The organism is Micromonospora sp. NPDC049282 (genome assembly GCF_043197045.1).
Classification (GTDB): Bacteria; Actinomycetota; Actinomycetes; order Mycobacteriales; family Micromonosporaceae; genus Micromonospora.
Genome location: NZ_JBICSL010000011.1, coordinates 176,334 through 203,102, shown reverse-complemented (window position 1 = coordinate 203,102; position 26,769 = coordinate 176,334). Strand labels below are relative to the sequence as shown.

Genomic DNA, 26,769 nt, shown 5'->3' with positions numbered 1-26,769 from the left:
CGATGGGCCTGTTCGTAGCGGTGGAGGGCATTGACCACAGCGGCAAGACGACCCTTGTCGAGAGCCTGTGCCGGACGTTGACCGACCGAGGTGTCGTCGTTGAACGGCACAAGGAGCCCACCCGCGCACCGATCGGGACCCTGCTGCGGAGCCTCGCGGTCGAGGAGCCTGCCTGTCCGGCGGCGCTCGCGTTGTTGTCCGCTGCTGATCGGCACCACCAGCAGCCAACGTTGCAGGGACAGCTACGCACGGCGCAGGTCGTGGTCGCCGACCGTTACTACCTGTCCGGGCTGGCGTACCACCACGCCGACGGCATCGATCCCTCCTTCTACGCCGCCTGTGCCGGCGGGGTGCGGATGCCGGACGTGTACCTGTACCTCGACGTGCCGGCACCTGTGGCGGCGACCCGTGTGGATCGGCCGCCGGACAGCCGCTGGGAGACGCCGGAGTTCACCAGCCGACTGCCGAGCACCTACCGCACCTGCCTTGCTCTGCTGCGCGGCCAGGGAGCCGACGTCGTCGTTATCGATGCGCAGCAGCCCGCACCCGCCGTCCTGTCCGCCGCGTTTGCGGCGATCAAGGACCGGCTCTCCGCCCCCACGTCGAGAGGCAACGCCGCATGACAACCCTGCGCTGCACCGCCCTGATCCTCGGTTCCGGACCGGCAGGGCTGTTCGCCGCCGACGCCCTACTGCGCGCCGGGGTCACCGACATCGTGATCGCCGAGCGAGGCCGGCCGATGACGCGGCGCCTTTGCCCACCCGGACCTGGCTGCGAGTGCCGCACCTGTCCCGTGCTGGAGGGCGAAGGCGGCGCTGGCTCCTTCTCTGACGGGAAGATCACCCTGTCCGCGGTGCGCGGCACGCACTCCCAACGCCTGTTTACCGACACCCAGGCAGAACAGCTCGACACCATCGCCGCAGCCGTTCGCCGCAACGTCAACGACGCCGTCGACTACGCGCCCGTACCGGAACTGGCCGCCCTTGCCGGGCACGAGAACCGGCTGCGCGGCGAGTCATACCCGCTTCTGCACGTGGGATCCGACGGCATCCGCGAGTTCGGCCGCCGATTCAGCACCGAGCTCCAGGACCGGGGTGTGCGGCTGCTCACGGGCGTCGACGTCACCAAGCTGCGCATCATCAACGGCCAGGTCATCGGAGTCGTCGCCCGCGACCGCTCTGGTCCGCTCACCATCGACGCCACGGCGGTCGTCGCCGCGGTCGGCATGGTCGGCACGCCCTGGCTGGAACAGCAGCTCACTGCAGTCGGCGTCACGCTGGAGACTGGACCGGCGGACATCGGCATCCGACTGGAAACCTCGGCCGCCGCCCTCGACCCGCTGATCGGCCAGTTCTACGACTTCAAGGCTCACCACACCAGCCCAGGCGGTATCGATGTGCGCAGCTTCTGCGTCAACGGCCACGGCTACATCGTCAACGAATTCCACCGCCCACTGGACATTCGCGGCGTCAACGGCCACTCGTTCTTGCACCGGCGCAGCGACCTGTCCAACCTGGCGATCCTGGCCACCATCACCGAGGCATCCACCCCCGACCCGAAGGCTTACGTTCGGGACACGGCCCGCGCCATCACCGCTTCCACCGGTGGCTACCCGGTCCGGCAGCCCCTCGCCGGGTTTCTTCCTGACGCGGCGACCGGGCAGCCGCTCGGCGTAGCCGCGTCGAACCCGAAGACGAGAGCCGGTGATCTCCGAGCGGCGCTACCGCCGCGGCTGGCGGAGGCGTTCGCCAGCTACATCACCGCCCTCGGCGCCGCACTACCGCCGGTGCTCGCCCCAGACACCGTCCTGTACGCACCCGAGATCAAGTACTACAACTACCGCGTCCCCATCGACCCGACCACTTGGCAGAGCCGCGACATCGCCGGCCTGTACGTGGTGGGCAACGCCGCCGGCTACACCGCCAGCCTCTCGGCCGCCGCCCTCAGCGGCCTGATCGCCGGCCAGGCCATCGCTGACCAAGCCCAGGTGGCGAGCCTGCGATGAGTACCGCCACCACAGTCAGGTTCGACCTGCCGTTCACCACACCACCAGACCTGGACGCCACCATGGACATCCAGATCCCCGCCCTGGCCTGGCAGCCCGATCCGGCAGGCGGCTACCGCCGCGTGCTGCACCTGGACGGCCGCCCGATCGTCGTCACCGTCCACGAAGGTGACGACAGCCTGCGCGTCACCGCAAGTCAGCCTCACGACGATTTGCCCGGAGTGCTGCGGCGGATGTTCCCGGTCCAGGTCGCCGACCTCGACCTCGGGACGAACCCGATCTGGGCCCAGTTGCAGGCCCGGTATGGCGGTGTGATCGTGATGTGGGCGCCACCGTTCGAGGCGCTGGTCGTCACCGTGCTGTCGCAGAACCGGACCGGCGAGATCGTCCGCCGTGTCTACCCCGCACTCGATCAACTCTGCGATGGTCTGACGCCGCAGAGCCTGGCCGCCCTCGACCGCGACGTGCTGCGCGCCGCCATCCGCTCCGCCGGGCCCTACAAAGCGGACCGGTTGGGCGAGCTCGCCGCACTGGTCGCCGTCGACGGCCTCGAACGGTTCGACGAGCGCATCATGCAGGGCCCGACCGCCGACGCGCTGACCTACCTCGAGGCCTTGCCCGGGGTGGCGCACAAGACCGCCGCCTGCGTGCTGGTGTTCTCCGCCCGCACCACCACGACCATGCCGGTCGACGTGCACCTGTTCCGCGTCGCCCACCGGCTCGGCCTGGCCCACCACGACGGGAAACTCACTCCCGCCGTGCGCGACGCCGTGATCGCCCAACTGCTCACCCACGGCGCCGACGTCGCGCTGGCGCACTTCGTGTTCCTTCTGGTCGGCCGGACCACCTGCACCGCCGGCACACCCGCCTGCGCCGCCTGCTTCCTACGCCGCGACTGCCGCCACGGCGCCCCTGACCCAGACGAGGAGAACCAACGTTGATCGACGTCGCGGTCATCGCCAGTACGCCCCACCTGGCCGACCTGTCCACAGCCGGCAGCATCGACATGGCGCTGACCCATCTCGTGCTTACCGAACCCGCCCACGCCGCGCACTTCGCCGCGCGCGCCCAGGCCGGGATCCGGGTCGTGCTCGACAACAGCGCCTACGAGCTGGAGGAAGCCACCGGTCAGGGTATGGGCGCCGAGGCTGTCCTCCGCGCCGCGCACCTGATCAACCCGGCGGTCGTCATCTGCCACGACGTGCTCTACAACGGCCCTGCCACCGTCGACGCCACCCGCCGGTTCCTGGCCGAAGCCGCCGACCTGGCCGAACCCGGACATTTCATTTACATGGCCGTGCCGCAAGGATCCACCCGCCACGAGTGGCTCGACTGCCACGCGCGGCTCGCCGACCTGCCCGGCGTCGACATGATCGGGCTGAGCAAGCTCTCCGTACCCCGGTGCTTCACCGGCCCGGTCGCCGAAGCCCGACTTGACTGCCTGGCCGCACTCACCAGCGACGGCGACCCACCGCTGCCGCTGCACCTGCTCGGCGGCGACCGATCCCTGATCTGGGAGCTACGCCAACACCACGAGCGCGGCTACGACACGTTCATCACCGGCAACGACTCGTCGTTCGCTTTCTGGTATGCCGCCCACGACCTGCCCGCCGACGCCAACACGGGCCGGGCTGAGCGGCAAGCCCCGGACAAACCGAACCTGCACGACCATGTCCTCGACCCGACGCGCTTCGCCGCCGCACACCGGCACGTCGCTCTGCTGCGCGACGCGGCCGGACTCCCGCCCCTACCCGCCGAGGAACCCAGTGAGCAGGAGGCGGCATGGCACTGACCCGCCACATCCACGTCACGACCCAGGTCGAAGGGCTGCACCGGTGGCCGGACGCCGGCCCTCCCGACGGCTACCTCGCCTCGTCTCACCGGCACCTGTTCGTCGCCTCGGTGGAGATCTCCGTCGCGCACGGCGACCGCGAGCTGGAGATCAACGCGGTCGCCCGCTGGCTCACCACGGTCCTCGGCTCGTTCGCTGATGCGCCCGCCCGTCCGGACGCCCCGGTGGACTTTGGTGCCCAGAGCTGCGAGCACCTGGCCGAACGGCTGGTCGCCGCGATCACCGAGCGGTACGGCACGCACCGGCGGGTGCGCTGCACGGTGGCTGAGGACGGCATCCTCGGCGGTGGAGTCCAGTGGGAGCCATCCCCAGCGGAGGCCGGCCAGTGAACTCGTCAGGCCAGAGCACCCGCGGCTGCTGTCAGATGCCCACGCATCAGAATCCCATCCCGGCGCAGGCCCCGCTCAACGTCCAGCGCCGGGTAGCTGGCGACGCCGGCGTCGTTGAGGATCTGCATCACCGTCGGGTGCGGCTGCACCTCGTCCACCGATGCCTGCACCACCCCGTCAACATGATGCCCGCCGGCGGTCACCCGCGTCGCGGTGCCGGCGCGGAACGCGAACATCACGAAGTGGTAAGAGCCGTCCTCGGCGCGGATCTCGTACACCCCGGTCGGCGTCAGATCACCGACCTCGAAGCCGGACTCCTCCACCGTCTCCCGGCGGGCCGCGTCGTGCGCCGACTCCCCGAACTCCACCTTGCCGCCCGGCAACAGCAGCCACCCCGCGTACGGGCCGCGCTGCTGCCGCACGAACACCACCTCACCCGACGCGGTGGATACGACCGCCAGCGCGGCGATGGTCGGCTTCGTAGTCACAATCACCGGCTCCCGACAAGTCCAACAGCGCCAGCACCTCGCCTCAGCGGTCAACGACCGGGCGAGAGGCACCCGTGGCACCCTACCGCCGGTCTCCTACGCGCTCTTCACGACACGCACCAACGAACCGTGCAGAAAGGCGAGGGTCGATGACACGCCCCGCCGCCGGCCAGGCGCTGCTGCTCATCGCTGACGCCGACCTGCTCCACCACCCCCGGGCATTGCGCCCGGACGAGCCGATCACCGTGGTCACCGTGCCCACACCGCCACAGCCACAGCCACCGCACACCATCATCGCCAGCTTCAGCGACGACCAGCTCCTGCCGGTGATCACCCGGACCCACGACGGAACCCGCCAGAACACTCAGCAGATCCCGGCCGGCGCCCTGCTGGCCGGTCTGCACCTTGGCTGCGCGCTCACCGATGCGCTGACCACGATCGGCGGGGCTGACCCGCGTGGCCACACACCGCTGTACTGTGCCACCACCCACTCCGACGGATGGCACACCTACAGCCGGGTGCACCTACGCCCCGACGCCGGATGCTTCATCCGCACGTCCCCTACCCCCACCGGTGACCCGACCGATCCCGTCGCATGGATACCTGACGCGGTCACCCGCCATGGGGCGCGCGCCGCGCAGCTCAACAGCCTCGACGGTGCCATCACCCAGGCGCACGTCGGCAAGGAAATCGAAACCAAGTTCACCCTGCCGCGTGACACCCCCCTGTGGCCCCTCGCCGTCGACCTGCACGACCGCGTGGCCGCCGGCGCGTTGCCCGAGATGGCACCCCGCTTCCGCGACCCTCTCGAAACGTGGGACTTCGCCAACACCCTCTTCGAGGTCCACGGACCAGGCCCGCAGCGCGGCTACGTCTCGTTCCTCTACACCCAGCCCGGCCTTTACCAAGTCAAACGCAAGAACTACGACACCGACGCACTGGTCCGCCACGAGCACGTCGACATCGACGTCACCATCACCGAGCCCCTCGACAGCTACGTACGTGACACCCTCGGGCTCCTCGCCCGGCCCATGCCAGGGTTCCGCCGCATGCGCTACGACATCAAGTTCGAGTCGCTGCGCACCGGCCACCACTACGGCATCTTCGTCGACCGCTGCGCCCTGCACGCCGACCCGACCGAAGCGCTCGCTCAGGTCGAGGTCGAATACCTGCGCAGCCGAAGCGTGCTGCCCTTGGACGAGCCCGCCGTCTTCGCCGAAGTCGAGCGCATCACCGACTGGGTCGCCGGCGTCCTCGCCGAGCACGCACTGCCCGCCCAGCTCGGCTACTACTCCAAGCTGTCCTTCCTCCGCGACGTCGTGGCGCGGCGTCCGCACCTCCTGCCCCCGGTCGACAAGGACACCCCATGACCACCGACCTCAGCACGGTCACCGTCCCGCCGGACCTCGAGTCCGCGCGCGACGCCGCCACGCAGCTCCTCAAGGCACTGGGGGTGGACATCGACGCCCCCGCCACCACCAACACCCCGACCCGGATGGTTGCCGCCTACGCCGAGCTGCTCACCCCGCGCACCTTCACCCTCACCACCTTCCCGAACGACGCCGCATACGACCGCCTCGTCACCATCCGCGCGATTCCGTTCCACAGCCTCTGCGAGCACCACATGCTGCCGTTCCGCGGCACCGCCGACGTCGCCTACCAACCCACCGACAAGATCGTCGGGCTGTCGAAGCTCGCCCGGCTCGTCGAGCACACCGCCAGACGCCCTCAAGTCCAGGAACGTCTGACCCAGCAGATCGCCACGTACCTCGCCGAACACCTCGCCCCAGCCGGCGTCGGCGTCCTCGTCCGCGCCGAGCACCTGTGCATGACCCTGCGTGGCGCCCAAGCGCCAGGCGCCGAGACGATCACCACCGCGCTACTCGGCACGCTCCGATCCGACACGGCACTGCGCGACGAGTTCCTGCACTCCGCCCGGTGAGTGATGAGATGACGCGGACAACATCGCAGCCGTCACTGCCCACCGCCGCCACCGACGGTGCGGCAACTCCGGTCGCGGTCCTGCAGGTGCCACTGCCGTCTCGAACCGTGCGGTTGCGCCTCAAACTCGAAGCCGCAAACCGGTACGGCTCCGTCAAGGCCCGCACCGCCCAAGCCTTGCTCGACTCCCTCGTCGCTCAGGGCGCTCTCCGACCCGGTGGACACGTCGTGGAGTCCACATCCGGGAACCTCGGCATCGCTCTCGCCGGCCTGTGCCGCGAGCGCGGCTACCGGTGCACCCTCATGGTCGACGCCACCACACCCGCCTACAGCCTGGCACGGATGATCGAACTGGGTGCCGAATTGGTCACCGTCGACACGCCCGACCCGATCCACCAGGTCCACGCGCGCATCGACGCCGTCCACACCTTCCAGCTCCACCACCCTGACGCCGTATGGACCGACCAGTACGGCAACCCCGCCGGCCCGGCAGCCCACGCCGCCACCACCGGCCCAGAGCTCCTCGGCCCGGCTGCGCTGGGGCCACCCGACGCCGTCGCCGTCCCAGTGTCGACCGGCGGCACACTGGCAGGCGTCATCGCACACCTACGCCGGCACGCCCCCACTGTCCAGGTCGTCGCCGTAGACGCCGTCGGCTCGACCGCAATCGGCGGACCACTCCGGCCGCGCCCCCGCAAACTACCCGGCTTCGGCTCCGGCCTCGTCTCCCAGCTCCTCCGACCCGACGACTGCGACCGCGTCATCCACGTCACCGACGACGACGCCGCACACACCTGCCGCATCATCCGAGCCCGCACCGGCCTGTCCCTCGGCGGCTCAGCCGGCGCCACCGTCACCGCCGCCACGCGGCTGGCCCTCGACGACCCCACCATCAGCGACGTCGCCTGCCTCTGCCCCGACGGCGGCGACCGATACCAGAACACCATCTACGCCACCACGGGGCCAACGCCGACGACCAGCGACACCGACGCCATCAGCGCCCTTTACAACGCCGCACTACCGCAAGGAACCATCTTCCATGAGCCTTGAGCCGCTGCTGTACCTCAGCGAGGCCGACGTCACGAAAATATGCCAGTCTTTCGATCCCCTCGCCATTGTCGAGGACACCTTCCGCCGGGTCGCGCAGGGGACCGCAAGCGTCACCGCTGAGGCCGCGCTGAGATGGACCGCACCCGACGGCACCGCCGCCCGTAGCCTCGTCCTACCAGCCAACTCCGGCATCAACCACGGCTGCAAAATCATCAACTCGTGCCTCGGCAACCTTGATCGCGGCCTGCCACGAGCCCACGGCCTCATCGTGCTGCACGACCATGAGACCGCCGCGCCGACCTGCGTCATGGAGGGCGGAACCATCAGCGCGCTTCGTACAGCGGCCGTCTCCGCCGTCGCCGTACGTGCGCTGCGCGATGTGGCCGCGATCCGCACCATCGCTGTCCTCGGCTGCGGTCGACAAGCCGCCACCCAGCTCAACCTGCTGACACCCCTGTGCGCCAACCTGCGACGCATTCTCGCCTTCGACCTCAACGTTGAGCGCGCGAAACGACTCACCGACAGCCACAGCCACCAGGCGGAAATCCATGTCGCTGACGACGCAGAAACAGCGGTCCGAGGTGCAGAGCTAGTCGTCGCGGTCACCACCACGACGACCCCGTACGCACAACTCGACTGGCTTCAGCCAGGCGCGACATTCCTCAACGTCTCCCTCGACGACGCCACCGAGGAACTTCTGCTCGGCAGCGACCACCTCGTCGTCGACGACTGGAACCTCGTGCGAAACGACCGGCACCGCCTACTCGGCCAGCTCGCCCAGGCAGGCAAGGTCACAGGACCCACCGATTCACCCACGGCCAACAGACGCAAAATCGACGCCGACCTAGCCACCGTCGTGTCGGGCCGCTACGAACGACCAGTTCAGCCCCACCACCGCGTCGTCGTTAACCCGTTTGGTATGGGAGTGCATGACATTGCGATCGCCGCTGAAGTACAAGCCGCAGCAGCCCGATCAGGGAAGGGGACTCTCCTGCCTCGATGACCGCTACCTGTTCGGCTGGGTGCGGACTGCGACCTGCCTCTGATCGGCATCACGTCGCCGTGTCGCATACCGATCCCAGCTACGTCGCCGACAGACCATCACAACGGAACGGCGGCCCGCTGAGTCGGCGACCGTTGTAGGCGTCGTTGACGTCGCAGTCTTGATCACCTCTGACTTGTATCAGGCGAGGGGAGCCACTCAATGAAGGTCTGTGTTGTCGGCACCGGATACGTCGGTCTCACCACCAGCGTCAGCCTGGCCTTCCTGGGCCACGACATCACCTGCATTGACCTCGACCAACGCAAGATCGACATCCTCCGTGCCGGTAAGTGCCCCATCTACGAGCCGCACCTGGAAGCGCTCCTCGATCAGGCGTCCTCCCACCTGACCTTCACCACCGACTACGCCGTTGGCGTGCCCGACGCCGACGTCGTGTTCATCGCCGTGCAGACCCCGCAACTGGACAACGGCAACCCCGACCTGCAGTACCTGCGATCCGCCGCCGAAAGCGTCGCCGAACACCTGCGTGGCGGCTTCACCGTGGTGGTGAACAAGAGCACCGTCCCGATCGGCTCCGGCAACTGGGTCGACGCGATCCTGCGCGAGGCGTACGAGCGCCACCACGGCCGCCGCCCCGACCAGCAATTCGCGGTCGCGTCGAACCCAGAGTTCCTGCGCGAGGGCACCGCGCTCGCCGACACCCTCTACCCGGACCGGATCGTCATCGGCTCCGACAACCAGGCCAGCCTGGACGTCCTCAACCAGCTCTACCGACCCATCCTCAACCAGTCCTTCACCCCGCCCACGGTGCTGCCGCGCCCTGCCGGCATGAGCGCCGTGCCGCTGGTCTCCACCGACCTGGCCTCTGCCGAGCTGATCAAGTACGCGGCCAACGCCTTCCTCGCCCTCAAGATCAGCTACATCAACGAGATTGCCGCGATCGCCGGCAAGGTCGGCGCCGACGTTCGCGAGGTCGCCCGCGGCACCGGCCTTGACGCCCGCATCGGCCCCCGCTTCCTGAACCCCGGCATCGGCTGGGGCGGCTCCTGCTTCGGCAAGGACACCGCAGCGCTCATCGCGACCGCCAGCGAGTACCACCTCGCCATGCCGATCGTCACCGCCGCCCGCGACGTCAACCACCGCCAGCGCACCAAGGTCGTCGACCGGCTCCTCGACGAACTCCACATCATCAAGGGCCGCAAGATCGGCATCCTCGGTCTCGCGTTCAAGCCGGACACCGACGACCTGCGTGACTCACCGGCCATCGACATCGCGAACCTGCTCCTCGAACGCGGTGCCCGGATCACCCTGCACGACCCCGTCGCCGCCGATCGCTTCCGCCGCGAACAGCCCACCCTGGCCGAGCACCTCGCCGACCGCGTCGAAGACGTGTTCGACGACGCCGACGCCATCGTGGTCGCCACCGAGTGGTCGCACTACCGCGACCTCGACTGGGCCAAGTTCGCCCCCACCATGCGCGCACCGCTCGTGCTCGACGGGCGACACTGCCTCGACGCCGACAGGCTCACCGAAATCGGCTACCGATACCTGACCATGACCGCACCTGCCATTCCTCCGCGCTCCCAGGCCTGAGTGTCCGCAGCTTCTTGGCGAAGTTGGCGGAAGTACGTCTCTGCCGCGGGCCTGCGTGTCGCGCTCATGTTGCAGCTGGCCGCAGCGTGAGCGGGCGACGCGTAGCCGTGACGCCCAGTAGGCGGTCGGCAATGTCCGCCTGAGCCGTCATCCATTTCATGACGAAGCGTTCATCGCCCGCGCGATGCGAGGGCCGACAAGCCGCTCAGCCACGGAGAGGGGGTGCCACGTTGCACCTCGCACCTCCGATTCTTGGATGAGCCCCACGTCGGCCTGCGTGGTCAGGAACGAGTAGCCGAAGTCGAGATGCAAGTGTTCCGGCTCGTCCTTCGTCGGCCGCGCCGGAACTCTGCCGTACTCGACGTAGACCGGCATCGGCGATGCTGGGACGAGTTCGCTGGGATCAACACCGGTTTCCTCTACCAGCTCACGCACCGCCGCGCTGATCAACGTGGAGTCGGTCGGCTCCAGGTGTCCTCCGGGCTGGAGGAGGATCCCGTAGGCGAGATGATCAACAAGCAGTACCTCGGCGCCGCGGCGGACCAAGAGAGCGCCGACGGTCACATGCATCGGGAAGGTTCGGCGGGAGGCGAATCCCTCTCCCTCAGCCAGCAGCTTCACCGGCTCAGACAGCGGCACGGCGTCGTCCGGATAGCACTCAAGGTAGGCCAAAAGAACCCTTGAGATGTCCGAGTTACTGATCGCCACGACCTGCCTCCGCTTCAGCGCGTTGGGGGCCCTGTCCGTTCAGGGGCGCGGTTGCCCGTGTCGACCATCGGTAGGTGTGGTGCTCCCGGTGGAGGGCGATCAGTGACACCTCGCTGATCGTCGCTGTCACGGCGGGCATGTCCCGCAACTCGGCCAGCCGGGCGCGGATGGGGGCTGTGGGTGCAGGTACCCCGCTGTAGGCGATCGTGACGTGGGGCCGAAACCCGTCGGCTGGTTCGGGGACGGTCGGTCGCACGGCGGCGATCGCGGCCCGGATCTCGCTGCGGAGCCTTTCGATGGCGCTCCAGGGCTGGACGAGCAGACCGATTCCTTCGGCGTCGGGGTCGACGGGGCCGAGAGACAGATCCAGCGGCGGCAGGCCGGCGCAGCGTTGCCGCGCCTCGGTGATGATCGCTTCGATGTCGCTGTCGGACGTCTCGTCGGTGAAGCCGAGGCCCTGCATGGTCAGGTGCAGGCCGTCGATCGGCACCAGGTCCAGTCCGGGGAACTGGAGCTGGTGTTGAAGGTCGGTGACGAGGCGGTGGAGGTCGGGCTGTTCCTGGAAGGTGAGGTGCCAGGTGTAGAAGTGGCGGCCGGCGCGCCAGCCGGGACGCCAGTACCAGTGCTCGGTGAGTGCGGCCAGGTCCCGGTAGGCGGTCCACCGCTGCCGCAGGCTGGCCAATTCCCGGCTGCTCATGTCGGCGATCGTAGGCCCGGTGGTGGCGGGCTGCCGGGATGCGTCAATTCGGTGAACAGGTCCGCGACATCCTGTAGTCGCGAGTGACGGCCGAAGGGGCGGGCGGCGGCGAGGAATTGACGAGCGCGTTGGTAGACCGATTCGAAGCGGTACTCGGCGGTGAGGCTGAGTGCTTCCAGCGCCAGCCCAGCGGCGTGGTCGAGGTCGCCCGCCCACGCGTGGGCCGTGGCCAGATCGAGGCGGCAGAGCGCCTGCGGACCGCGCAGCTGCGCCGCGTCGAACGCCGCGACAGCGGCGGTGAGCTGGTCAACGACGCCGGTGGAGTCGCCGAGAACCAGGTAGGCCGTCGCCGCGTTGGCGGCGGCCCGGGCCGGGCAGTACGGGCCGAGGGTGAGGCTGGTGCTGACCTGCCCGCCCGTTGCGTGTTCGGGTATCAGGGCGAACGCATGGTCCACGGCTTGGTGGACGCCCCGGCGGTCGCCGAGGTGGGCGAGCGCTCGTGCTTGCCCGTTGATCGTGAGGCGAATGCGGTGCGGGCCGGCGCCGGCATGGCGCAGGCCGTCTTCGGCGTAGGCGAGTGCGTCGCGGTGCTTGCCGGTGTAGTAGGCGACCAGGCTTTGGGTGGCGCGGGCCCAGGCCTGCGTGTCGGGTTGCCCAGCGGCGTGGGCGAGGTCGAAGGCTTCGGCGGCGTAGGCGTGGGCGACTGGGAAGGCTCGCAGGTCCAGGGCGAGGGCGGCGAGGAGCCCGGACAGGTGGGCGGCGGCGGTGTAGAGCCGGGCGCGTTGCGGTGGGTGCTGCCGGGCGGCCATCAGCTGGTCGACGCTGACCCGTAGGGGACGCAGCCGGGCCACGAGCGTGGCCGGCGGGAGTCGTTCGTTGTCACCGATCGCTTGCCGTACTTCGTGCTCCAGGTGCGCCAGCCGTGCGTCGTCATCGGCCGTAGCGGTCAGCGCGGACCGGCGGGCGGTGATGCGTTCCTCGTGCTCCCACCACACGGCTCCCGCGTCGGTGGCAGAGCCGGGGCCAGCGGGTCCGGGCGCCGGGCGGTGGCGGTGTTGGTGGTCCAGGTCGGCGATGCGGTCGTACTCGGCGGTCAGCACGCCACCGGTGCGCAACACCGCGTCGCAGCGGGACCAGAAGGACCGCTCGGGATGTTGGCGTCCGGTCTCGGTGTTCGCCACCGAACTGCGCCCGTACTGCACGAGCCGGGCCAACCCGTGCTGGGTGTGGCCGGCGTCCTTCCGCAGGTGGGCGAGGTGGCGGCCGAGCGCGCGGCGAGCGGCGGCAATCTCGTCGTGGTCGACCATCGCTGCCACCCCCGGTGCCGCAGTCACGATGAGCCGACACCGTAGCTGCTCCCGGTGACACTTTTGCACCCTGGGAACTCCCTTCTGCGGTTGCCTGCGGGTGATGAATGTCCAGATCACGGCGCTGGCTGCCACGGCGGGGGGCCGTGGCGCGGACGGGGTGGATGTGGTGTCGGAGTTGTGTCGGCATCTGCCGACAATGTCGGCGCACGGCGCTGCGGGCGTGTCGGCCGGCCGGCGTCCTACGGTCCCTGCATGCCCTCCGAACGCCGCGACGTCACCGCTGGCATGCCCCGCAGGCGGATGGCCGCCGGACTGTTGATCACCGACGCGGATGAGCGGGTTTTGCTGGTCGAGCCGGTCTACAAGGCCAGCTGGGAGATTCCTGGCGGGTACGTTGAGACTGACGAGTCGCCGTACCAGGCTGCGATCCGGGAGCGCCGGGAGGAACTCGGCCTTGACCTGGCACCGGGTCGGTTGCTGGTGGTGGACTGGGTGCCGGCCTGCGCCGGGCGCGCCGAGGGTGTCATGGTCGTCTACGACGGCGGCACCCTCGAACCCCGCGTGCACGAACGGATCGTGGTGCCGCCCGGCGAGTTGAAGGGCTGGGCCTTCTCCGACCCGCCAGAGGCCGCCCAGCGGCTACCGCCGTTGCTGACCCGCCGGATCACCGAGGCGCTGCACGCCCGTGCGGACGGGTGCAGCTACTACCTCGGAGACGGCGTCCGAGTCACCCGACCGTAGGCCCACCGACCGGGACGCCTCCCGGACGGGCGAAGCGTCGGGTGCGCCAGCCGGGAACGCCAACGGGACACCTCCGCTTCCGCCGTTCGCATCGAGACACCACCGCCGCCCACCGTGCTCACCTTCGGGAGGTACCGCCATGCCGAGAACCGACCACCCCGACCGAACGCCCGCCCGTACGGCGCCACCGCAGCGGGATTCGGTGTTGCCGGAGCTGCGGGAGGTGTGGTGGGAGACCGGTGTGCGGGCGCGAGCGCAAGCCGGCCTGTTCGCCGTCTTCTCCGAACTGCCCCGCCTGGTCTGGGCCGCGCTCGTCGTGAGTTGGCGCGCCGACCGGGCGCGCACGTCGGTGGTGGCGGCGACGACGGTGGTGGCGGGGGTGATGTCCGCGTTCGGGCTCCTCGCGGCGCAGCGGGTGCTGGTGGAGCTATTCGCCGGCGGGCCGACCGCCGACAAGGTGGTGGCCGCGCTGCCCGCGCTGGCCGCGCTCGCGGCGGCCACCGCGCTGCGCGCCGGCATGGCCACCGCCATGGGGTACGCGCAGAACGGCCTCACCCCGAAGGTCGACCGAGAGGTCGAACGGGGCCTGTTCGAGGTGACCACCGCCGTACGGTTGGAGGCGTTCGACGCCGACGCGTTCGCCGACGACATGGAACGCGCCTCCCGCGGCGCGAACTCCACCACCTCCCTGGTCCAGGCGTCGATGAACCTGCTCGCCGGCCTGGCCGGCGTGATCGCCGTCGCGGTCGCCGTGGTGGTGGTCCACCCGTTGCTGCTGCTCGCCCTGCTGGTGGCGACCGTGCCGAACGGGTGGGCGGCGCTGCGGGCCGGGCACCTGCGCTACCAGACCTACGCCGCCGGGTCGGTACGCCGCCGCCGGCTATGGCTGCTGCACAGGCTGATGGCCGAACGCGACTCCGCCCCCGAACTGCGCACCTACGGGCTGCGCGACTTCCTGCTCGACCAGTACGACCGGGTCATGCACGTCGAGACCCGGATTCAACTCGCCCTGGCCCGCCGGGTCACCACGACGACCACCGTCGGCGCGATGATCGGCGGGATCGCCACCGCCGTGGTCTACGTCCTGCTCGGCCTGCTGCTCATCGACGGGCAGATCCCGCTCGCCGCCGCCGCGACCTGCGTGATCGCCGTCCAGTCCGCGCAACGCTCGCTGGCCGTGGTCACGTTCCAGGTCGACCGGGTCTACACCGAGGGGCAACACTTCCGCGACTACACCGGCTTCATGACCCGGGCCGCCGACCACCTGCCACCACCCAGCGACCGGACCGCCGACGCGCCGGTCGCGGAGCGGCTGCGGGAGATCAACGTCGACGCGGTGAGCCTGCGCTATCCGGACCGCGACACCCCGGCCGTCGACCAGGTCACCCTGACCGTCTCCGCCGGGCAGACCGTGGCGTTCGTCGGGGAGAACGGCTCCGGCAAGTCCACCCTGGCCACCATGATCGCCACCCTCCGCACCCCCACCAGCGGCGCCATCCGCTACAACGGGCGGTCCGGCGACGACTGGGGCACCGACGCCCTCCGGGCCCGGATCGGCGTGGTCACGCAGGAGTACCACAAGTGGCCGTTCACCGCCGCCACCAACATCGCCATCGGCGACATCACCACCACGACGGAGCAGGACCGGATCGAGGCCGCCGCCGCCCGCGCCGTCGCCCACGACATGATCACCGACCTGCCCCACGGGTACGAGACGCTGCTCGACCGCACCTTCGCCGGCGGTCAGGACCTCTCCGGCGGCCAGTGGCAACGCATCACCGCCGCCCGCGGTTTCCTGCGCGACGCCGACGTGCTCATCATGGACGAGCCGTCCTCCGCCCTCGACCCCCGCGCCGAGGACGCCCTCTTCCAGGCCATCCGCGACCGGCAGGGCACCGGCATCACCATCCTGATCACCCACCGTCTCGCCAACGTCCGCCACGCCGACCGCATCTACGTCCTGCACCACGGCCACCTCGTCGAGACCGGCACCCACGACCAACTCATGACCGCCGACGGACGCTACGCCGAACTGTTCACCCTCCAAGCCGCCGGCTATGACAGCCCCACGACGCTGCCCCGCCAACCGGCCTCCGCCTGAAGGACCACCAGATGAACAAACCGCACACCACCGATCTCGCACCAACGCTGGTGATCATCCGCGGCAACTCCGGCAGCGGGAAGACCACCGCCGCCCGCGAGGTCCGGCGCCGCTACGGACGGGGGGCCGCTCTCCTGGAGCAGGACTACCTCCGCAGAACCCTGCTTCGCGAACACGACAGCACCCACATCGACCCGGTAGCCCCGACGTTCATCACCGCGACCGCCCGCACCGCCCTCGACCTGGGCTACCACGTCATCCTGGAAGGCATCCTGCACACCGAACGCTACGCCACCGTGCTGCACCAACTCATCGACAACCACCCCGGTCCGGCCGCCGTGTTCTACCTCGACGTCTCCATCGACGAGACCATCCGCCGCCACCTCAACCGAGACGAACCCATCCCCGTCACCCCCGATGAGATGCGCCGCTGGTACACCCACCGAGACGTACTCAACGTTCCCGGCGAAACCATCATCCCCGAACCCCACACCCTCGAGCAGACGGTCACCACGATCCTGCACGCCAGCAGCCTCATCAGCGCCACACCGCAAACGCCCTGCCCACGACGCTGCCGGCATTGCGCCCGCAAGGCCGACACCTCTCCCGCCGCTGCGACGAGCAGCTGACCAAGCAAGCCCACACATGTCGTCCCGAAATCCCGATACGAATAGCCGTCCTGCGTCACGTTGAGGCGCACGCCACCAGAGAGGGCCACGAACACTATGAGCGAAATGACCGTGCCTCGACGCGCGGCCGGGGTCACCAGTCATTTCTTGATCGGCGGCGTCCCCGGACACCTGATGACAGCCGCAGCAGCCAGCGGCGCCCTCACCCACGTCGACCTGAGGATGGGAAAACACGGCTCCACCCTGGCCGGACTAACCGACGCCCTGTCCACGGCGATCACTACCGGTCTGCGCGGCGGAACACCGACAGCCGTGTTCGTCGACGAGCTACGCCACACACGCTATGTCCCCGCCGGCCCCACCAACGACCCCGAGCTTCCGCACGCGACATCGTTGGGCGATTACCTCGCCCAACACCTGCACCTCAATCACCCTCAGCCGATAGAACGACCGTGACCACCTGGCCCACCAACCGTCGTGACGGTTGAAGGCATCAGGCGCAGTGGCGGCCGGCGCACTCTGGCGCGGATCGACACACCGCTGACGCCCCTCGGTTGGGCCAAAGCTCGCGACGGAAGCCGCTGCCGCCAACGGCGCGTAGACGACCTACGCAGGCGCGACCGCACGGTAGGGTAGCGCATTACATCGAAAAACGCCTTTGGCTGGCGCCCGGTCACCTCACTCCGCCAGCCGAGGTGCGATCGCCGCGGGGAGGCGACGGTGGCAGATCCGCAGGAGTTAAGCGAAGCGTGGCGCGGGCTTGGGCAGCAGTTGGCCGCGTACCGCAAGGCGGCCGGTCACACCCAGCACTCACTGGCACCCAGGATCCTTACCGGCCGCAGCACGATCGCGAATACCGAAGTGGGACGCCAGCACCCGGACCGGGCCTTCTGGAAACGCTGTGACGAGGTCCTCGACACTGACGGCGCCCTCACTGCCGGGTACGACCAGGTCGTGGCCGTTGAGCAGAGGTACCGCCGGGCCAGGGGAACAGCGGCATTTACTACCGCTCTAACCGCGGCCGGCACCACCTTGGTGACCGATACGAACGGCCAGTCCGCAGGGGAGGCGGATATCTTGGTGACTGTGGCAGACGGGCGAGGACGGCACGTTCAGGTCAGCCGCCGGGCTCTCCTGCAGGCGGTCCCCGGCAGTGTGGTGGCGTCCCTGGCGAGTGCGGAACCGCTGCCCACAGCGACACGGGCGGCGCAGGTTGATCCGGCCGTCGTGGAGCACTTCGCGGTACTGCGGTCGGTGCTCGTAGAGTCCGACAACCGGGTCGGTGCCGCAGCGATCCTCCCCACGGCCCGCCAGCAGCTCGGTCACATCGCCGACTACCGCCGAGCCGCACGAGGCAGCCTGCGCGACGCGCTGTTGAGTACCGAGGCCCGGTGGGCAGAATTCGCCGGCTGGCTCAGCGACGATATGGGCGACCGGGACGCCGGCGAATGGTGGCTCGCCCAAGCGTTGACCATGTCTCAAGAAGCCGGCGACATGGAGTTCACCGCTTACGTCTTCGCTCGCATGGCCCAGCGGGCCACCGACGCCGCCGACCAGGACCGCGTACTCGGACTGGCACGTGCTGCCGAGCGCGCTGGTAGCACGCGGGAGCAGGTGCGCGCGTTCGCGGCGGTGCAACGCGCGCACGGGCACACGGTCGAAGGTGACGCCGGCTCGTTCCGGGCCGCCATCGACGAGGCCCACCACCTCGCTGTCGCCGCCGGAACAGACGGCGGTGGGCTCGGTGCGTTCTGCACCGGGGCGTACATCAGTGCGCAGGAGGGCGAGGGCTGGCTTCGGCTGGGCCGCCCCGGCGCCGCCGTCCGGTGTTTCGGCCAGGCTCTCGACGCATGGCCGGAAACGTACCGACGTGAACGGGGCCGCTATCTGGCGCGTACCGCCGTCGCCTACGCCGCCGCCGATGAACCCGAGCCGGCCGCTGCCGCCGCCCTCGCCGCGCTCAACCTGGCCAACCTCACCCGCTCGGTACGAATCCAACGCGAGGTCGCGATCGCGGGCCGTCAGCTCGCGGCGTTTCCCACCGAGCCCGCAGTGCAGCAGTTGCGTGCCGCCCTGGTCGCGTCCGCGGCGACCTCGTGACCGACAGCAGCGGGGTCGGCGGCAGGGTCGATGCCGCCTTCGTCGGCCGGGCCAACATCGACCTGACCATCCATGTACCCCACCGTGCCCGACCCGGCCGCACCGCCATCGGCTCGCCTCTGACCGCCAACGCCGGAGGCAAAAGCCTCAACCAGGCCATCGCCGCCGCCCGCCGCGGAGGGCGCGTCGCCCTGATCGCCAACGTCGGCGCAGACACCTGGGCCCACCAGATCACCGCAACACTGACCGACGCCAGGGTCGACACCCGCCACGTCCGGCTCGTCCCCGACGCCACCACCGGCGCGGCCATCATCGAGGTCACCCCCGACGGCGAAAGCTACATCACCCTCGCACTCTCACCCGCCACCGAACTCACCACCGACGACATCCACCGCGCCACCGCCTGCCTCACTGCGGAAGCCGTAATCGTTCAGCTCGACCTGCCACCCGAACCCGTAACCACACTGCTAAGCCACCGCCGCGCACCGATCATCCTCGGCAACCTCGTCCCCCACCCCGACCTCGACCCCCGGCTGCTCGCGGAACTCGACGTCCTCGTGGTCAACCAGCACGAAGCCACCGCCATCCTGCGCACCACCGCTCGCAACCCGCTCGACGCCGCCGCCGCACTGCAACGCCTCGGCCCCCGTACCGTCATCGTCACCGCAGGCCCCAACGGCGCCGCCTTCGCCCACCCCCACGGGTCCGGCACCCTGCCGGCACTTGCCGTCCCGGTCGTCGACACCACCGGAGCCGGCGACGCCTTCCTCGGCTCTCTTGCCTTCGACCTCGCCCGCCACACCCCACTACCGGACGCCCTCACCACCGCCATCCAAGCCGGCTCCCACACCGTCGGGCACAGCGGCTCTCACGACCTGACGCGCTGAATAGGCTGACGAAAACACTCGTTCGAGGTCAGCGACTCAGCCGCTGACGCAGCCACCGGTAATGAGCTCTCGTGTGCGCCGCCGCACGCATCTACGATCGGCGTGAACGAGCCTCCTCATGTCATCTGCCTGTCGCCTGGGTCCGCGATACCGAACTGGCGTCTTCGCCACGACCTCGGTCGCCGCACCCGAACCATCCGGTCCACCAGGCGCTCGCCTGCCCACTGACTGCCGGCAGGCCGCTTGCTTGATGACGGCGCCGGACGGCCAGTTCAGGGAATTCCGGTGGGGTTAATCCGGATCGCACGGGCGCCGGTGTCGGCCACCTTGGGGATGTCCGGCGCCGATGGCCAGGTCTACTGTGACGACATCGTTGGGGCAGGGCAGCTCCCCCCGTGGTCGCCCTGCCCCAGGCAAGAGCCCGGGATGCGCCAAGTGCGCCACCTGTCGAAGACCCACGCAGGCCACGCCCCAAACGCCCGCCTATGCCTCGTGGGACGAGTTCGCTCCCGCACGGTCGAACCACCGGACGGAGATCCCCGTCGCTGATTGGTACGTTTCGATCGGGAGAGGATCGGCCACGCGTCGAGCTGAGTCCGGGCCCCGCAAGTCCGAGAGATTCGCCTTGCGTGCGTTGCGATACTTCCTTCGTGTTCCCCTCCGGGCCTGCCTTCCACTTTCCGCCCCGCAGTCTCGACGAGCTACACGACGCGGTCGGCTGGTGGACCCGTGCTGACGATGAGCCGTGGAGCGGTGTTGGAGCGGTAGCGCTTCCCCTCGCCGTGTCGGAGGCGCTGAGCTGGATCACCGGGTCCTTCGATGGCAAGCGGAAGCAACCTTGGAAGTCGGCGATGGACGACCTCCGTCTCGCCGTCGGCAGGTGCGGCTCCCATCTGCGGTCGGAGTTGGGCCAGGATCTAGTCACCGTGGACGATCAGGCCCGGCAGCTCATCAGCATCGTCTCCCAAACCGGGAATGTCAGCAATGTGGTGAACGGGTGGAAATCTACGGTACCGATCCCCGCTGCCGCGTTGGAAAGGCTGCTGGCCCGCCTCGCGGAGCCTGCGGTGATGGTGGCGGCGTGGCGTGACCTGGTAGACGCCTGCCAGGGAACGGCGGTCTCGTCCGACGACCTAGGCAGTCGCCGCGATCTGTTCCGGTCGCTGCTGTCCAGTGCCGAGCTCAGCCCGCGGGACGCCGGCCGAGTGTTGACCGGCGTCCTGCACGACAGTGCCACCTTCGTGACCGAGGCCCGTGTCCTTCTTGGTGATCTCGACCGAGACGACATCAGCACCTGGCCGGGCCCGGACGAGGCCGCCGGGCTGGACGATGCCGCCCGCCTTGCACTGTGCGAACGCTTGCTCACCACCCCTCCCCGCGACGGTCACCACGTTGTATGGCTCGTGTTCGGTCAGGCTCACCTCGGCGACGCCTCGCACTTCAGCGTGGGTCCGGTCACCTTCTACATCGGGCCCATGTTTCAAGGCATGGTCGGCCAGACCGGCGCCGACAAGGAGTGGGTGCCCGCCGAACTCAGGAATGCCGATGGGTGGCTGCGCTCCGAGGACATCCCCACCGACGACTATCTCGTCTTCGCCCGTGTCGATCTGGGTCACGGGCGCTTCGCGGACCCGGTCGGCCGTGCCACTGACCTCGCCCACGCGATCGTGTCGATCGCGCGATTCGACACGGATACCAGCAACTGGGTGCCGTGGAACGGATCTCTGCACGCGGTCGACGACCGCGTCACGGGCATGCCCCTGTTCCATGCGCCATCGCTGCATCCTCATCTGGTGCCGACGGAGGATCCGACCGGTCACGTGTTGGAAGGTCTATCCGGCATGCTTGGGCCGCATCTGTCCCCGGTGCCGGACACGCTGCGCGCGGCGATCGACGTGGTGCGCTGGTGGCAGGAGGCGGGAGACCAGTCGAACCTCCCCCGCGTCGTCCTTGACGTACGAGTTGTCGAGTGGGTCGCGTCGCTCATCGGCGGCGACGAGTGGCACGAGTTTCTCGGGCAGACGTGGAAGCAGCACTGGATCAGGAGCCAGATTCACCAATGCTTGTTCAACACCTGCGCCGAGGCTGCCAGCCGCCCGGGCGCGGTGGCACCCGAGCATCGTGCCCAGATGGAAAGAGCCCATTCCAAGATCCAGGTGCGCAAGGGACCTGGCACCTACGCCCTGCATCTCGATCGAGCGCTGGAGATCCTTCCCGGCCTACGGGCGATCTACCCGGTTCACACCAGGATCGGTCGCCGGTTGGACACCCTCTCCGCCCGGCTGGCCGCCCCAGCAACGGTCGAGGCGTGGTGCGGCGAGTTGGAGGTGAACTGGACCTCGCAGGTCAATCGGCTTCGGCGGCTGCGCAATGCGCTCACTCACGGCGGTCCGGCATCGGCGGGTGCCGTTGAAACCGTCGGGGCGTTCGGGCACAACATCGCCCGCGCGGCGCTGCGCGTCACCTTGACTGGTCTCGTCGACGGCCGCGGGCCGGTTCTGGCCCACGACGAGATCAAGGCTAACGCCGACTCCTGGCGTGCCAGCGTGCCGGACGCGCCCGATGTCGCCACCGCCTTGTTCGCCTAGACGAGCAGACCAGGCCCGGCCCGGGTTCCTCGTTGTCCACGTTCGATTCACGGCGCGACGAGCAGAGGCTACAAGCCTTGGTCACCGTGACATCGGCCGGAGTGTGATGGGCGTTGCTCGCGGCACCGGCACCGTCGGCTCACGGTTAACCCCGGACCTGTTCGGCCTCCGAACCCTGCGCACATCGGTCGACCACGAATGCGCGCGACACGGCCCCCGAACCACCAGCCCGCGGGAACCCGCGAACACCAGCGGACCCATTACCGACAGTTATGGCACAGAACGACGCAGAGCACCACCGAAACAGAGGAGCACCAACGGAGCACCAAGCGTCCACATCATGGAAGATCGCATCACATACTGGAACAGGATCAAGGCCGTTACCGGCGTTTCCGCTGGTAACGGCCTTGATCCTCAAGTGCGCCCGAAGGGACTCGAACCCCTAACCTTCTGATCCGTAGTCAGATGCTCTATCCATTGAGCTACGGGCGCCCGGTGCTCGGCCAGTCTACACAACCGGCTTTCGCGCGGAGACTCCGGGATTCGAACCCGGGAGGGGCTTTAAGACCCCAACCGCATTAGCAGTGCGGCGCCATAGACCAGACTAGGCGAAGTCTCCCCGGTGACCCGGAGGCCACCGCGCCCGAGAATACAGGTCCACACCCGCCGGGGGCAAAGCGACTACCCGTACCCCGTCGAACGCCGTGTCTTCGCCGTGTGCCAGGTCACGTCCACGACTACGCTCCATCGATATGCAGGAGCAGCCGTCGAGCGATCCCCCCCGTCGCGAGCCCGCCGTCAAGGCCCGGCGGAGCCGCTCCCCCCGACCGACCTTCAGCCCACCGCCGGCTCCCGAGCCGGCGCCGACGGACGCGACGGACGACGCGCCGCCGCGCAAGCGAGCGCGCCGGGCCGCGCCGACCGTCCTGTTCCAGCCGCCCGAGCCGGCCGCCGACGCCCCGCCGGCTCCGCGCCCACGCCCGGCCGTCGAGCCGTCCGCGCCCCTTCCGGGTACGCCGGCCGGCGAGCCGTCCGCCGGGACCTCCCCGACCGATCCGGGTACGCCGGTCGCCGTGCCGTCCCCGGACGACCCCGGTCAGCCGGTCGCCGCGCCGTCCTTGCCCGATCCCGGTAGCCCGGCCGGCGGCGCCGAGCCTCGACCGGCCCCCGGCGATTCGGCGCCCGCGCCGAGCACGTCTCCCGTCGTGGCGGCGTCCGCCGGTCAGGCGTCCACGGACACACCGGTCCGACGGTCCCCCGCCGAGGAGACGGCAGCCGCCACGCCGGCGACGGCCACGGAGGGTCCGGCCGGCGAGGGACCCCCGCCGCAGGCGCGGCGCGTCCCCGCCGAGAAGAAGACGGCCAGGAAGGCCGCGCGGAAGGTTCCCGCCACGCCCCGGAAGACTGCCGTCGCGCCCGAGTTCACCGCACCGACCGGGGTGGATCCGGCCCTCGGGGATGCGGCCGGCGGAGCGGCGGAGGAGACCGGCTCCACGCCTCGGGCCCCGCGGGCCCGCCGGAGCACCAAGGCCGCTCCGGCGGCGAAGACCAGCCCGGCGAAGCGCATCGCCAAACGGGCACCCGTCGGACCTCTGTCGGACGAGACGGCCGGCCACCAGCCGAAGATCCGGCCCGCCGCGAGCCGACGCACCGATGCCGCCGACGAGCAGCCCGAGCCCGAGCAGCCCGCACAGACGCCGCCGCCCGGCCACGAGCAGATACGGCACGAGCAGGCCGAACACCAGCAAGCCCAGGAGCAGGCCGAACACCAGCAAGCCCAGGAGCAGGTCGGCGTCGAGCCGGCCGCGAACAGGATCGCGGCGGTGACGCGTACCCCGGTGGAGGGCTGGCGGGCGGTGGGGCCGCGCCTGCGTGACCACCCCGGGTTCGCGCCGGAGCTGCTGGCCCTGGCCGCGGTGGACGCGCTCGGGCCGCGGGCCCGGAGCTGGGTGGAGCAGGTCCGCGGGGCCTACCCGCAGGCGGACGCCGACGGGGTGGCCCGGTTGGCGACGCGGCGGTTCGTCCGGATGGCCGGTACGGGCGGCGCGCTGGCGGCGGGGGCCGGGCTGTTCGCCCCGGCGGCGGAGCTGGCGGCGGTGCTCTGGACGCAGGCGAACCTGGTGCTGCACGTGGCCGCCGCCTACGGCCACGACCCGGCGGATCCGGACCGGGCGGCGGAGTTGCTGGTGCTGACGTCGGTGCACCCGGACGAGGGCGCCGCGCGTGCGGCGCTGGCGGCGGCCCGGGAGGCCGGCGAGCCGGCGGACGGGCCGTGGGGCCGGGTGGCCGAGGCGGCCTGGCGGCTGGCCACACCGGTGGCCGCGCAGGCGGGCGGCTGGCTCGGGTTGCGGCTGGCCGCGCGGTTGCTGCCGGGCGCGGCGGTGCTGGCGGCCGTGACCGGCGGTACGGCCGCCGCGGAGCGGGTCGCCGGCCGGGCGGTCGGCCGATACCGACCATGATCGACACCGGCTCGGGGAGGTAGCGGGGTCCAGAGGGCCGGGATACCGCCACCTCGCCGAGCTGGCGGGCCTTGGGCCGAGCTGGCGGGCCCCCGCCGAGCTGGCGGCCGGGCGGCGCTGGACCGGCAAAGCGGGTCAGAGCCAGCCGAACCAGGACTTCGGCAGCAGCGCGTAGCCGACGAAGGCGACCACGTCGAGCAGGGTGTGCGCGACGATCAGCGGCGCCACCCGGCGGGTGCGCAGGTAGACCAGCCCGAAGATCACGCCCATCACGGCGTTGCCGACGAACGCGCCGAAGCCCTGGTAGAGGTGGTAGGAGCCGCGCAGCAGGGCGCTGGTGGCGAGCACCGCGCCGAGCCGCCAGTTGAGCTGCCGCAGCCGGGTCACCAGGTAGCCGACCACGATCACCTCCTCCAGCACGGCGTTCTGCACGGCGGCGAGGATCAGCACCGGCACCGCCCACCAGAGGTCCGGCAGCGCGGCCGGGACCAGGGTGGCGTTCACGCCGAGCTGCGCGGCCACCCAGAACAGCGCCAGCCCGGGCAGGCCGATGAGCGCGGCCAGGCCGGCGCCCCGGGCCAGGTCCGAGCCGGGCCGGGTGAGGTCGACGCCGAGCGTCCGCGTCGGGTCGCCGGGGTCGCGCGCCAGCAGGTGTACGGCGAGCAGCACCGGAAGCAGCGCGAAGACGATCCCGAGCAGCTGGTAGGTGAGGTCGAGGTACGGCCGGGCCGAGGCGGACGTGTTCAGCGCGGCGGTCTGCTTGGACAGCCCGCCGGACGCGGTCAGCTTGGCGATCAGCGAGACCAGCGCGTACACGGCCGACTGGCCGAGGGAGAGACCGAGCACGAGCAGCGTCTCGGTGCCCAGCACCCGGCGGGAGACCGGGCGGGCCAGCTCGTCAACCGTCACCGGACCATGAAACCACTCCCGGCGGCAGATGAGTCGATCGCACATTGTGTGCGACCACTCGACACGCTCCGTGGACATTCTATCCGGGCCGATCCGCCCGTCCCGGAGAAGGAGCGTGCCCTGTGGAGAACGTCGCGCGGCTGTTGAAGGAGAGCTGGGCCCTGGTCGAGGAGCACAGCGAGCGGCTCTGCGGCCACTTCTACGCCCGGCTGTTCCTGCTCGACCCGGAGCTGCGCAAGCTCTTCCCGGTGCAGATGAGCGGCCAGCGCGACCGGCTGCTGGAGGCGATCGTCACGGCCGCCCAGACCATGGACGACCCGGAGACGTTCGACGACTACCTGCGCGGGCTGGGCCGGGACCACCGGAAGTACCACGTGACGCCGGAGCACTACGAGACGCTTGGCGTCGCCCTGCTGGACGGGCTGCGCAGCGTCGCCGGTGACGGCTGGAACCTGGAGTACGACCAGGCGTGGCGGGACGCGTACGCGAGGATCAGCGGGCGGATGCAGGTCGGCGCGGAGGCCGACGGGAACCCGCCGTTCTGGCACGCCGAGGTGCTGACCCACGAGCGGCACGGCCCGGACACGGCGGTGCTGACCGTGCGGGCCCTGCAGGACCCGCTCCCCTGGCAGGCCGGCCAGTACGTCAGCGTGGAGGTTCCCCGCCACCTCCCGTGCACGTGGCGGACGTACTCGGTGGCGAACGCCCCGAACGAGGAGAACGTGCTGGAGTTCCACGTCCGCACGCCGAACGGGGGCGCCGGCTGGGTGTCCGGCGCGCTGGTCCGCCGGACCAGGCCGGGTGACCTGCTGCGGCTGGCCGCGCCGATGGGTTCGATGACCCTGGACCCGGACTCCACCCGGGACATCCTCTGCGTGGCCGGCGGGGTGGGGCTGGCCCCGATCAAGGCGCTGGTGGAGGAGCTGACCCGGGTCAACCGGACCCGCTGGGTGCACGTCTTCTACGGCGCCCGCCACCCGGACGAGCTGTACGGGCTGCCCGGGCTGGACGAGCTGGTGGCCACCTACCCCTGGCTGTCGGTGACGCCGGCGTGCAGCGAGGAGCCGGCCTTCGCCGGGGAGATCGGGGACGTCGCCGAGGTGGTCACCAGGTACGGCCCGTGGACCACGCACGACTGCTACGTCTCCGGCTCGGCCGCCATGGTCCGGGCCACCCTGCGGGCGCTCGCCGCCGACGACGTCCCGCCGGACCACATCCGCTACGACACGTTCGGCGCCCTCTAGAGCCTTACTCCCCCCGAGCCGGGGGGGGGGGGGGGGGGCCCCCCCCCCCCCCCGCCCCCCCCCCCCCCCCCCCCCCCGGGAGGGAGGCAGGTCTCGTGGACTATGACGTCTCGGCGAGCGTCACGGTTGCCTTCT

General features: G+C 70.1%; 23 protein-coding genes, 2 tRNA genes and 1 pseudogene. 19 read left to right on the top strand and 7 right to left on the bottom strand.

Annotated features, from left to right (window positions below; all coding sequences use genetic code 11):
* The first annotated feature begins 2 nt into the window (after positions 1-2).
* The 5 genes from tmk to ACGFI2_RS19360 are packed head-to-tail and all read left to right on the top strand — an operon-like array spanning position 3 to position 4,186.
* A complete protein-coding gene (gene tmk / locus ACGFI2_RS19380; RefSeq protein ID WP_393518677.1) occupies positions 3-623 on the top strand; it encodes a dTMP kinase in 621 nt (206 codons plus the stop codon).
* A complete protein-coding gene (locus ACGFI2_RS19375; protein WP_393518675.1) occupies positions 620-2,005 on the top strand; it encodes an NAD(P)/FAD-dependent oxidoreductase in 1,386 nt (461 codons plus the stop codon). Before tmk ends, ACGFI2_RS19375 begins: the two co-directional genes overlap by 4 nt.
* Entirely contained in the window at positions 2,002-2,946 is a 945-nt protein-coding gene (gene nth, locus ACGFI2_RS19370; protein WP_393518672.1) for an endonuclease III domain-containing protein, read from the top strand. The genes ACGFI2_RS19375 and nth overlap by 4 nt, the downstream gene beginning before the upstream one ends.
* Entirely contained in the window at positions 2,943-3,797 is an 855-nt protein-coding gene (locus ACGFI2_RS19365; RefSeq protein WP_393518670.1) for a hypothetical protein, read from the top strand. Before nth ends, ACGFI2_RS19365 begins: the two co-directional genes overlap by 4 nt.
* Positions 3,788-4,186, top strand: coding sequence for a hypothetical protein (locus ACGFI2_RS19360; protein ID WP_393518668.1), 399 nt, complete (start codon positions 3,788-3,790; stop codon positions 4,184-4,186). Before ACGFI2_RS19365 ends, ACGFI2_RS19360 begins: the two co-directional genes overlap by 10 nt.
* Positions 4,187-4,191: 5 nt before the next feature.
* Here ACGFI2_RS19360 and ACGFI2_RS19355 read toward each other — a convergent pair whose 3' ends face one another.
* Positions 4,192-4,674, bottom strand: coding sequence for an NUDIX hydrolase (locus tag ACGFI2_RS19355; RefSeq protein WP_393518666.1), 483 nt, complete (start codon positions 4,672-4,674; stop codon positions 4,192-4,194).
* Positions 4,675-4,823: 149 nt separating this feature from the next.
* Here ACGFI2_RS19355 and ACGFI2_RS19350 point away from each other — a divergent pair, with 149 nt between their 5' ends.
* The 5 genes from ACGFI2_RS19350 to ACGFI2_RS19330 all read left to right on the top strand — a co-directional run bounded on the left by ACGFI2_RS19350 (position 4,824) and on the right by ACGFI2_RS19330 (position 10,261).
* Positions 4,824-6,044, top strand: a complete 1,221-nt coding sequence (locus ACGFI2_RS19350) for a hypothetical protein (protein WP_393518663.1) — start codon at positions 4,824-4,826, stop codon at positions 6,042-6,044.
* Entirely contained in the window at positions 6,041-6,616 is a 576-nt protein-coding gene (gene folE / locus ACGFI2_RS19345; RefSeq protein ID WP_393518661.1) for a GTP cyclohydrolase I, read from the top strand. Before ACGFI2_RS19350 ends, folE begins: the two co-directional genes overlap by 4 nt.
* The gene (locus ACGFI2_RS19340) at positions 6,613-7,665 is read left to right on the top strand and encodes a pyridoxal-phosphate dependent enzyme (protein ID WP_393518659.1); all 1,053 of its coding nucleotides are present in this window, start codon (positions 6,613-6,615) and stop codon (positions 7,663-7,665) included. The genes folE and ACGFI2_RS19340 overlap by 4 nt, the downstream gene beginning before the upstream one ends.
* Positions 7,655-8,668 carry an ornithine cyclodeaminase gene (locus tag ACGFI2_RS19335; RefSeq protein WP_393518656.1) on the top strand — a complete coding sequence of 338 codons (1,014 nt, stop codon included), beginning with the start codon at positions 7,655-7,657 and terminating at the stop codon, positions 8,666-8,668. Before ACGFI2_RS19340 ends, ACGFI2_RS19335 begins: the two co-directional genes overlap by 11 nt.
* Positions 8,669-8,869: 201 nt before the next feature.
* The gene (locus ACGFI2_RS19330) at positions 8,870-10,261 is read left to right on the top strand and encodes a UDP-glucose dehydrogenase family protein (protein ID WP_393518653.1); all 1,392 of its coding nucleotides are present in this window, start codon (positions 8,870-8,872) and stop codon (positions 10,259-10,261) included.
* Positions 10,262-10,417: 156 nt separating this feature from the next.
* On the opposite strand, the gene ACGFI2_RS19325 is transcribed toward ACGFI2_RS19330, so the two are convergent.
* From ACGFI2_RS19325 to ACGFI2_RS19315, 3 genes and pseudogenes are all read right to left on the bottom strand, one after another.
* Positions 10,418-10,969: an NUDIX hydrolase gene (locus ACGFI2_RS19325; protein WP_393518650.1), complete on the bottom strand. Its 552-nt coding sequence runs from the start codon at positions 10,967-10,969 to the stop codon at positions 10,418-10,420.
* Positions 10,956-11,666, bottom strand: a complete 711-nt coding sequence (locus ACGFI2_RS19320) for a 2'-5' RNA ligase family protein (protein WP_393518647.1) — start codon at positions 11,664-11,666, stop codon at positions 10,956-10,958. The genes ACGFI2_RS19325 and ACGFI2_RS19320 overlap by 14 nt, the downstream gene beginning before the upstream one ends.
* Positions 11,667-12,295: 629 nt before the next feature.
* Positions 12,296-12,973: pseudogene (locus ACGFI2_RS19315) on the bottom strand (helix-turn-helix domain-containing protein); the annotation flags it as partial.
* 255 nt (positions 12,974-13,228) lie between these two features.
* On the opposite strand from ACGFI2_RS19315, the gene ACGFI2_RS19310 reads away from it, so the two are divergent.
* The 7 genes from ACGFI2_RS19310 to ACGFI2_RS19280 all read left to right on the top strand — a co-directional run bounded on the left by ACGFI2_RS19310 (position 13,229) and on the right by ACGFI2_RS19280 (position 22,022).
* Positions 13,229-13,717, top strand: a complete 489-nt coding sequence (locus tag ACGFI2_RS19310; protein WP_393518644.1) for an NUDIX domain-containing protein — start codon at positions 13,229-13,231, stop codon at positions 13,715-13,717.
* Between the two features lie 139 nt (positions 13,718-13,856).
* Positions 13,857-15,818, top strand: a complete 1,962-nt coding sequence (locus ACGFI2_RS19305; protein WP_393518641.1) for an ABC transporter ATP-binding protein — start codon at positions 13,857-13,859, stop codon at positions 15,816-15,818.
* An 11-nt stretch (positions 15,819-15,829) separates the two neighbouring features.
* Positions 15,830-16,447: an AAA family ATPase gene (locus ACGFI2_RS19300; protein ID WP_393518638.1), complete on the top strand. Its 618-nt coding sequence runs from the start codon at positions 15,830-15,832 to the stop codon at positions 16,445-16,447.
* 105 nt (positions 16,448-16,552) lie between these two features.
* Complete coding sequence (locus ACGFI2_RS19295) at positions 16,553-16,903, top strand: hypothetical protein (protein WP_393518635.1); 351 nt, start codon at positions 16,553-16,555, stop codon at positions 16,901-16,903.
* Positions 16,904-17,167: 264 nt separating this feature from the next.
* Positions 17,168-18,547 carry a helix-turn-helix domain-containing protein gene (locus ACGFI2_RS19290; RefSeq protein WP_393518632.1) on the top strand — a complete coding sequence of 460 codons (1,380 nt, stop codon included), beginning with the start codon at positions 17,168-17,170 and terminating at the stop codon, positions 18,545-18,547.
* Positions 18,544-19,434 (top strand): ribokinase, encoded by an 891-nt coding sequence (locus tag ACGFI2_RS19285; RefSeq protein WP_393518629.1) that lies wholly within the window; start codon positions 18,544-18,546, stop codon positions 19,432-19,434. The genes ACGFI2_RS19290 and ACGFI2_RS19285 overlap by 4 nt, the downstream gene beginning before the upstream one ends.
* Before the next feature lie 650 nt (positions 19,435-20,084).
* Positions 20,085-22,022: a hypothetical protein gene (locus ACGFI2_RS19280; RefSeq protein WP_393518626.1), complete on the top strand. Its 1,938-nt coding sequence runs from the start codon at positions 20,085-20,087 to the stop codon at positions 22,020-22,022.
* A gap of 419 nt (positions 22,023-22,441) precedes the next feature.
* On the opposite strand, the gene ACGFI2_RS19275 is transcribed toward ACGFI2_RS19280, so the two are convergent.
* Both ACGFI2_RS19275 and ACGFI2_RS19270 read right to left on the bottom strand, forming a co-directional pair.
* Positions 22,442-22,514: transfer RNA gene (locus tag ACGFI2_RS19275), tRNA-Arg, on the bottom strand.
* Between the two features lie 36 nt (positions 22,515-22,550).
* Positions 22,551-22,641 (bottom strand) — tRNA-Ser (locus tag ACGFI2_RS19270).
* Positions 22,642-22,774: 133 nt separating this feature from the next.
* Between ACGFI2_RS19270 and ACGFI2_RS19265 the strand changes: the two genes are divergently transcribed.
* Positions 22,775-24,481, top strand: coding sequence for a hypothetical protein (locus ACGFI2_RS19265; protein ID WP_393518623.1), 1,707 nt, complete (start codon positions 22,775-22,777; stop codon positions 24,479-24,481).
* A gap of 135 nt (positions 24,482-24,616) precedes the next feature.
* On the opposite strand, the gene ACGFI2_RS19260 is transcribed toward ACGFI2_RS19265, so the two are convergent.
* Positions 24,617-25,390 (bottom strand): CPBP family intramembrane glutamic endopeptidase, encoded by a 774-nt coding sequence (locus tag ACGFI2_RS19260; protein ID WP_393518620.1) that lies wholly within the window; start codon positions 25,388-25,390, stop codon positions 24,617-24,619.
* Positions 25,391-25,512: 122 nt separating this feature from the next.
* Between ACGFI2_RS19260 and ACGFI2_RS19255 the strand changes: the two genes are divergently transcribed.
* Positions 25,513-26,634: a globin domain-containing protein gene (locus ACGFI2_RS19255; protein WP_393518617.1), complete on the top strand. Its 1,122-nt coding sequence runs from the start codon at positions 25,513-25,515 to the stop codon at positions 26,632-26,634.
* Positions 26,635-26,769: the final 135 nt, after the last annotated feature.

Bases quoted from the DNA above. Each gene is read 5' to 3' on its own strand.
- tmk (WP_393518677.1), top strand. From the start codon at position 3: ATGGGCCTGTTCGTAGCGGTGGAGGGCATTGACCACAGCGGCAAGACG.
- ACGFI2_RS19375 (WP_393518675.1), top strand. From the start codon at position 620: ATGACAACCCTGCGCTGCACCGCCCTGATCCTCGGTTCCGGACCGGCA.
- nth (WP_393518672.1), top strand. From the start codon at position 2,002: ATGAGTACCGCCACCACAGTCAGGTTCGACCTGCCGTTCACCACACCA.
- ACGFI2_RS19360 (WP_393518668.1), top strand. From the start codon at position 3,788: ATGGCACTGACCCGCCACATCCACGTCACGACCCAGGTCGAAGGGCTG.
- ACGFI2_RS19350 (WP_393518663.1), top strand. From the start codon at position 4,824: ATGACACGCCCCGCCGCCGGCCAGGCGCTGCTGCTCATCGCTGACGCC.
- folE (WP_393518661.1), top strand. From the start codon at position 6,041: ATGACCACCGACCTCAGCACGGTCACCGTCCCGCCGGACCTCGAGTCC.
- ACGFI2_RS19335 (WP_393518656.1), top strand. From the start codon at position 7,655: ATGAGCCTTGAGCCGCTGCTGTACCTCAGCGAGGCCGACGTCACGAAA.
- ACGFI2_RS19330 (WP_393518653.1), top strand. From the start codon at position 8,870: ATGAAGGTCTGTGTTGTCGGCACCGGATACGTCGGTCTCACCACCAGC.
- ACGFI2_RS19320 (WP_393518647.1), bottom strand. From the start codon at position 11,666: ATGAGCAGCCGGGAATTGGCCAGCCTGCGGCAGCGGTGGACCGCCTAC.
- ACGFI2_RS19310 (WP_393518644.1), top strand. From the start codon at position 13,229: ATGCCCTCCGAACGCCGCGACGTCACCGCTGGCATGCCCCGCAGGCGG.
- ACGFI2_RS19305 (WP_393518641.1), top strand. From the start codon at position 13,857: ATGCCGAGAACCGACCACCCCGACCGAACGCCCGCCCGTACGGCGCCA.
- ACGFI2_RS19300 (WP_393518638.1), top strand. From the start codon at position 15,830: ATGAACAAACCGCACACCACCGATCTCGCACCAACGCTGGTGATCATC.
- ACGFI2_RS19295 (WP_393518635.1), top strand. From the start codon at position 16,553: ATGACCGTGCCTCGACGCGCGGCCGGGGTCACCAGTCATTTCTTGATC.
- ACGFI2_RS19265 (WP_393518623.1), top strand. From the start codon at position 22,775: ATGCAGGAGCAGCCGTCGAGCGATCCCCCCCGTCGCGAGCCCGCCGTC.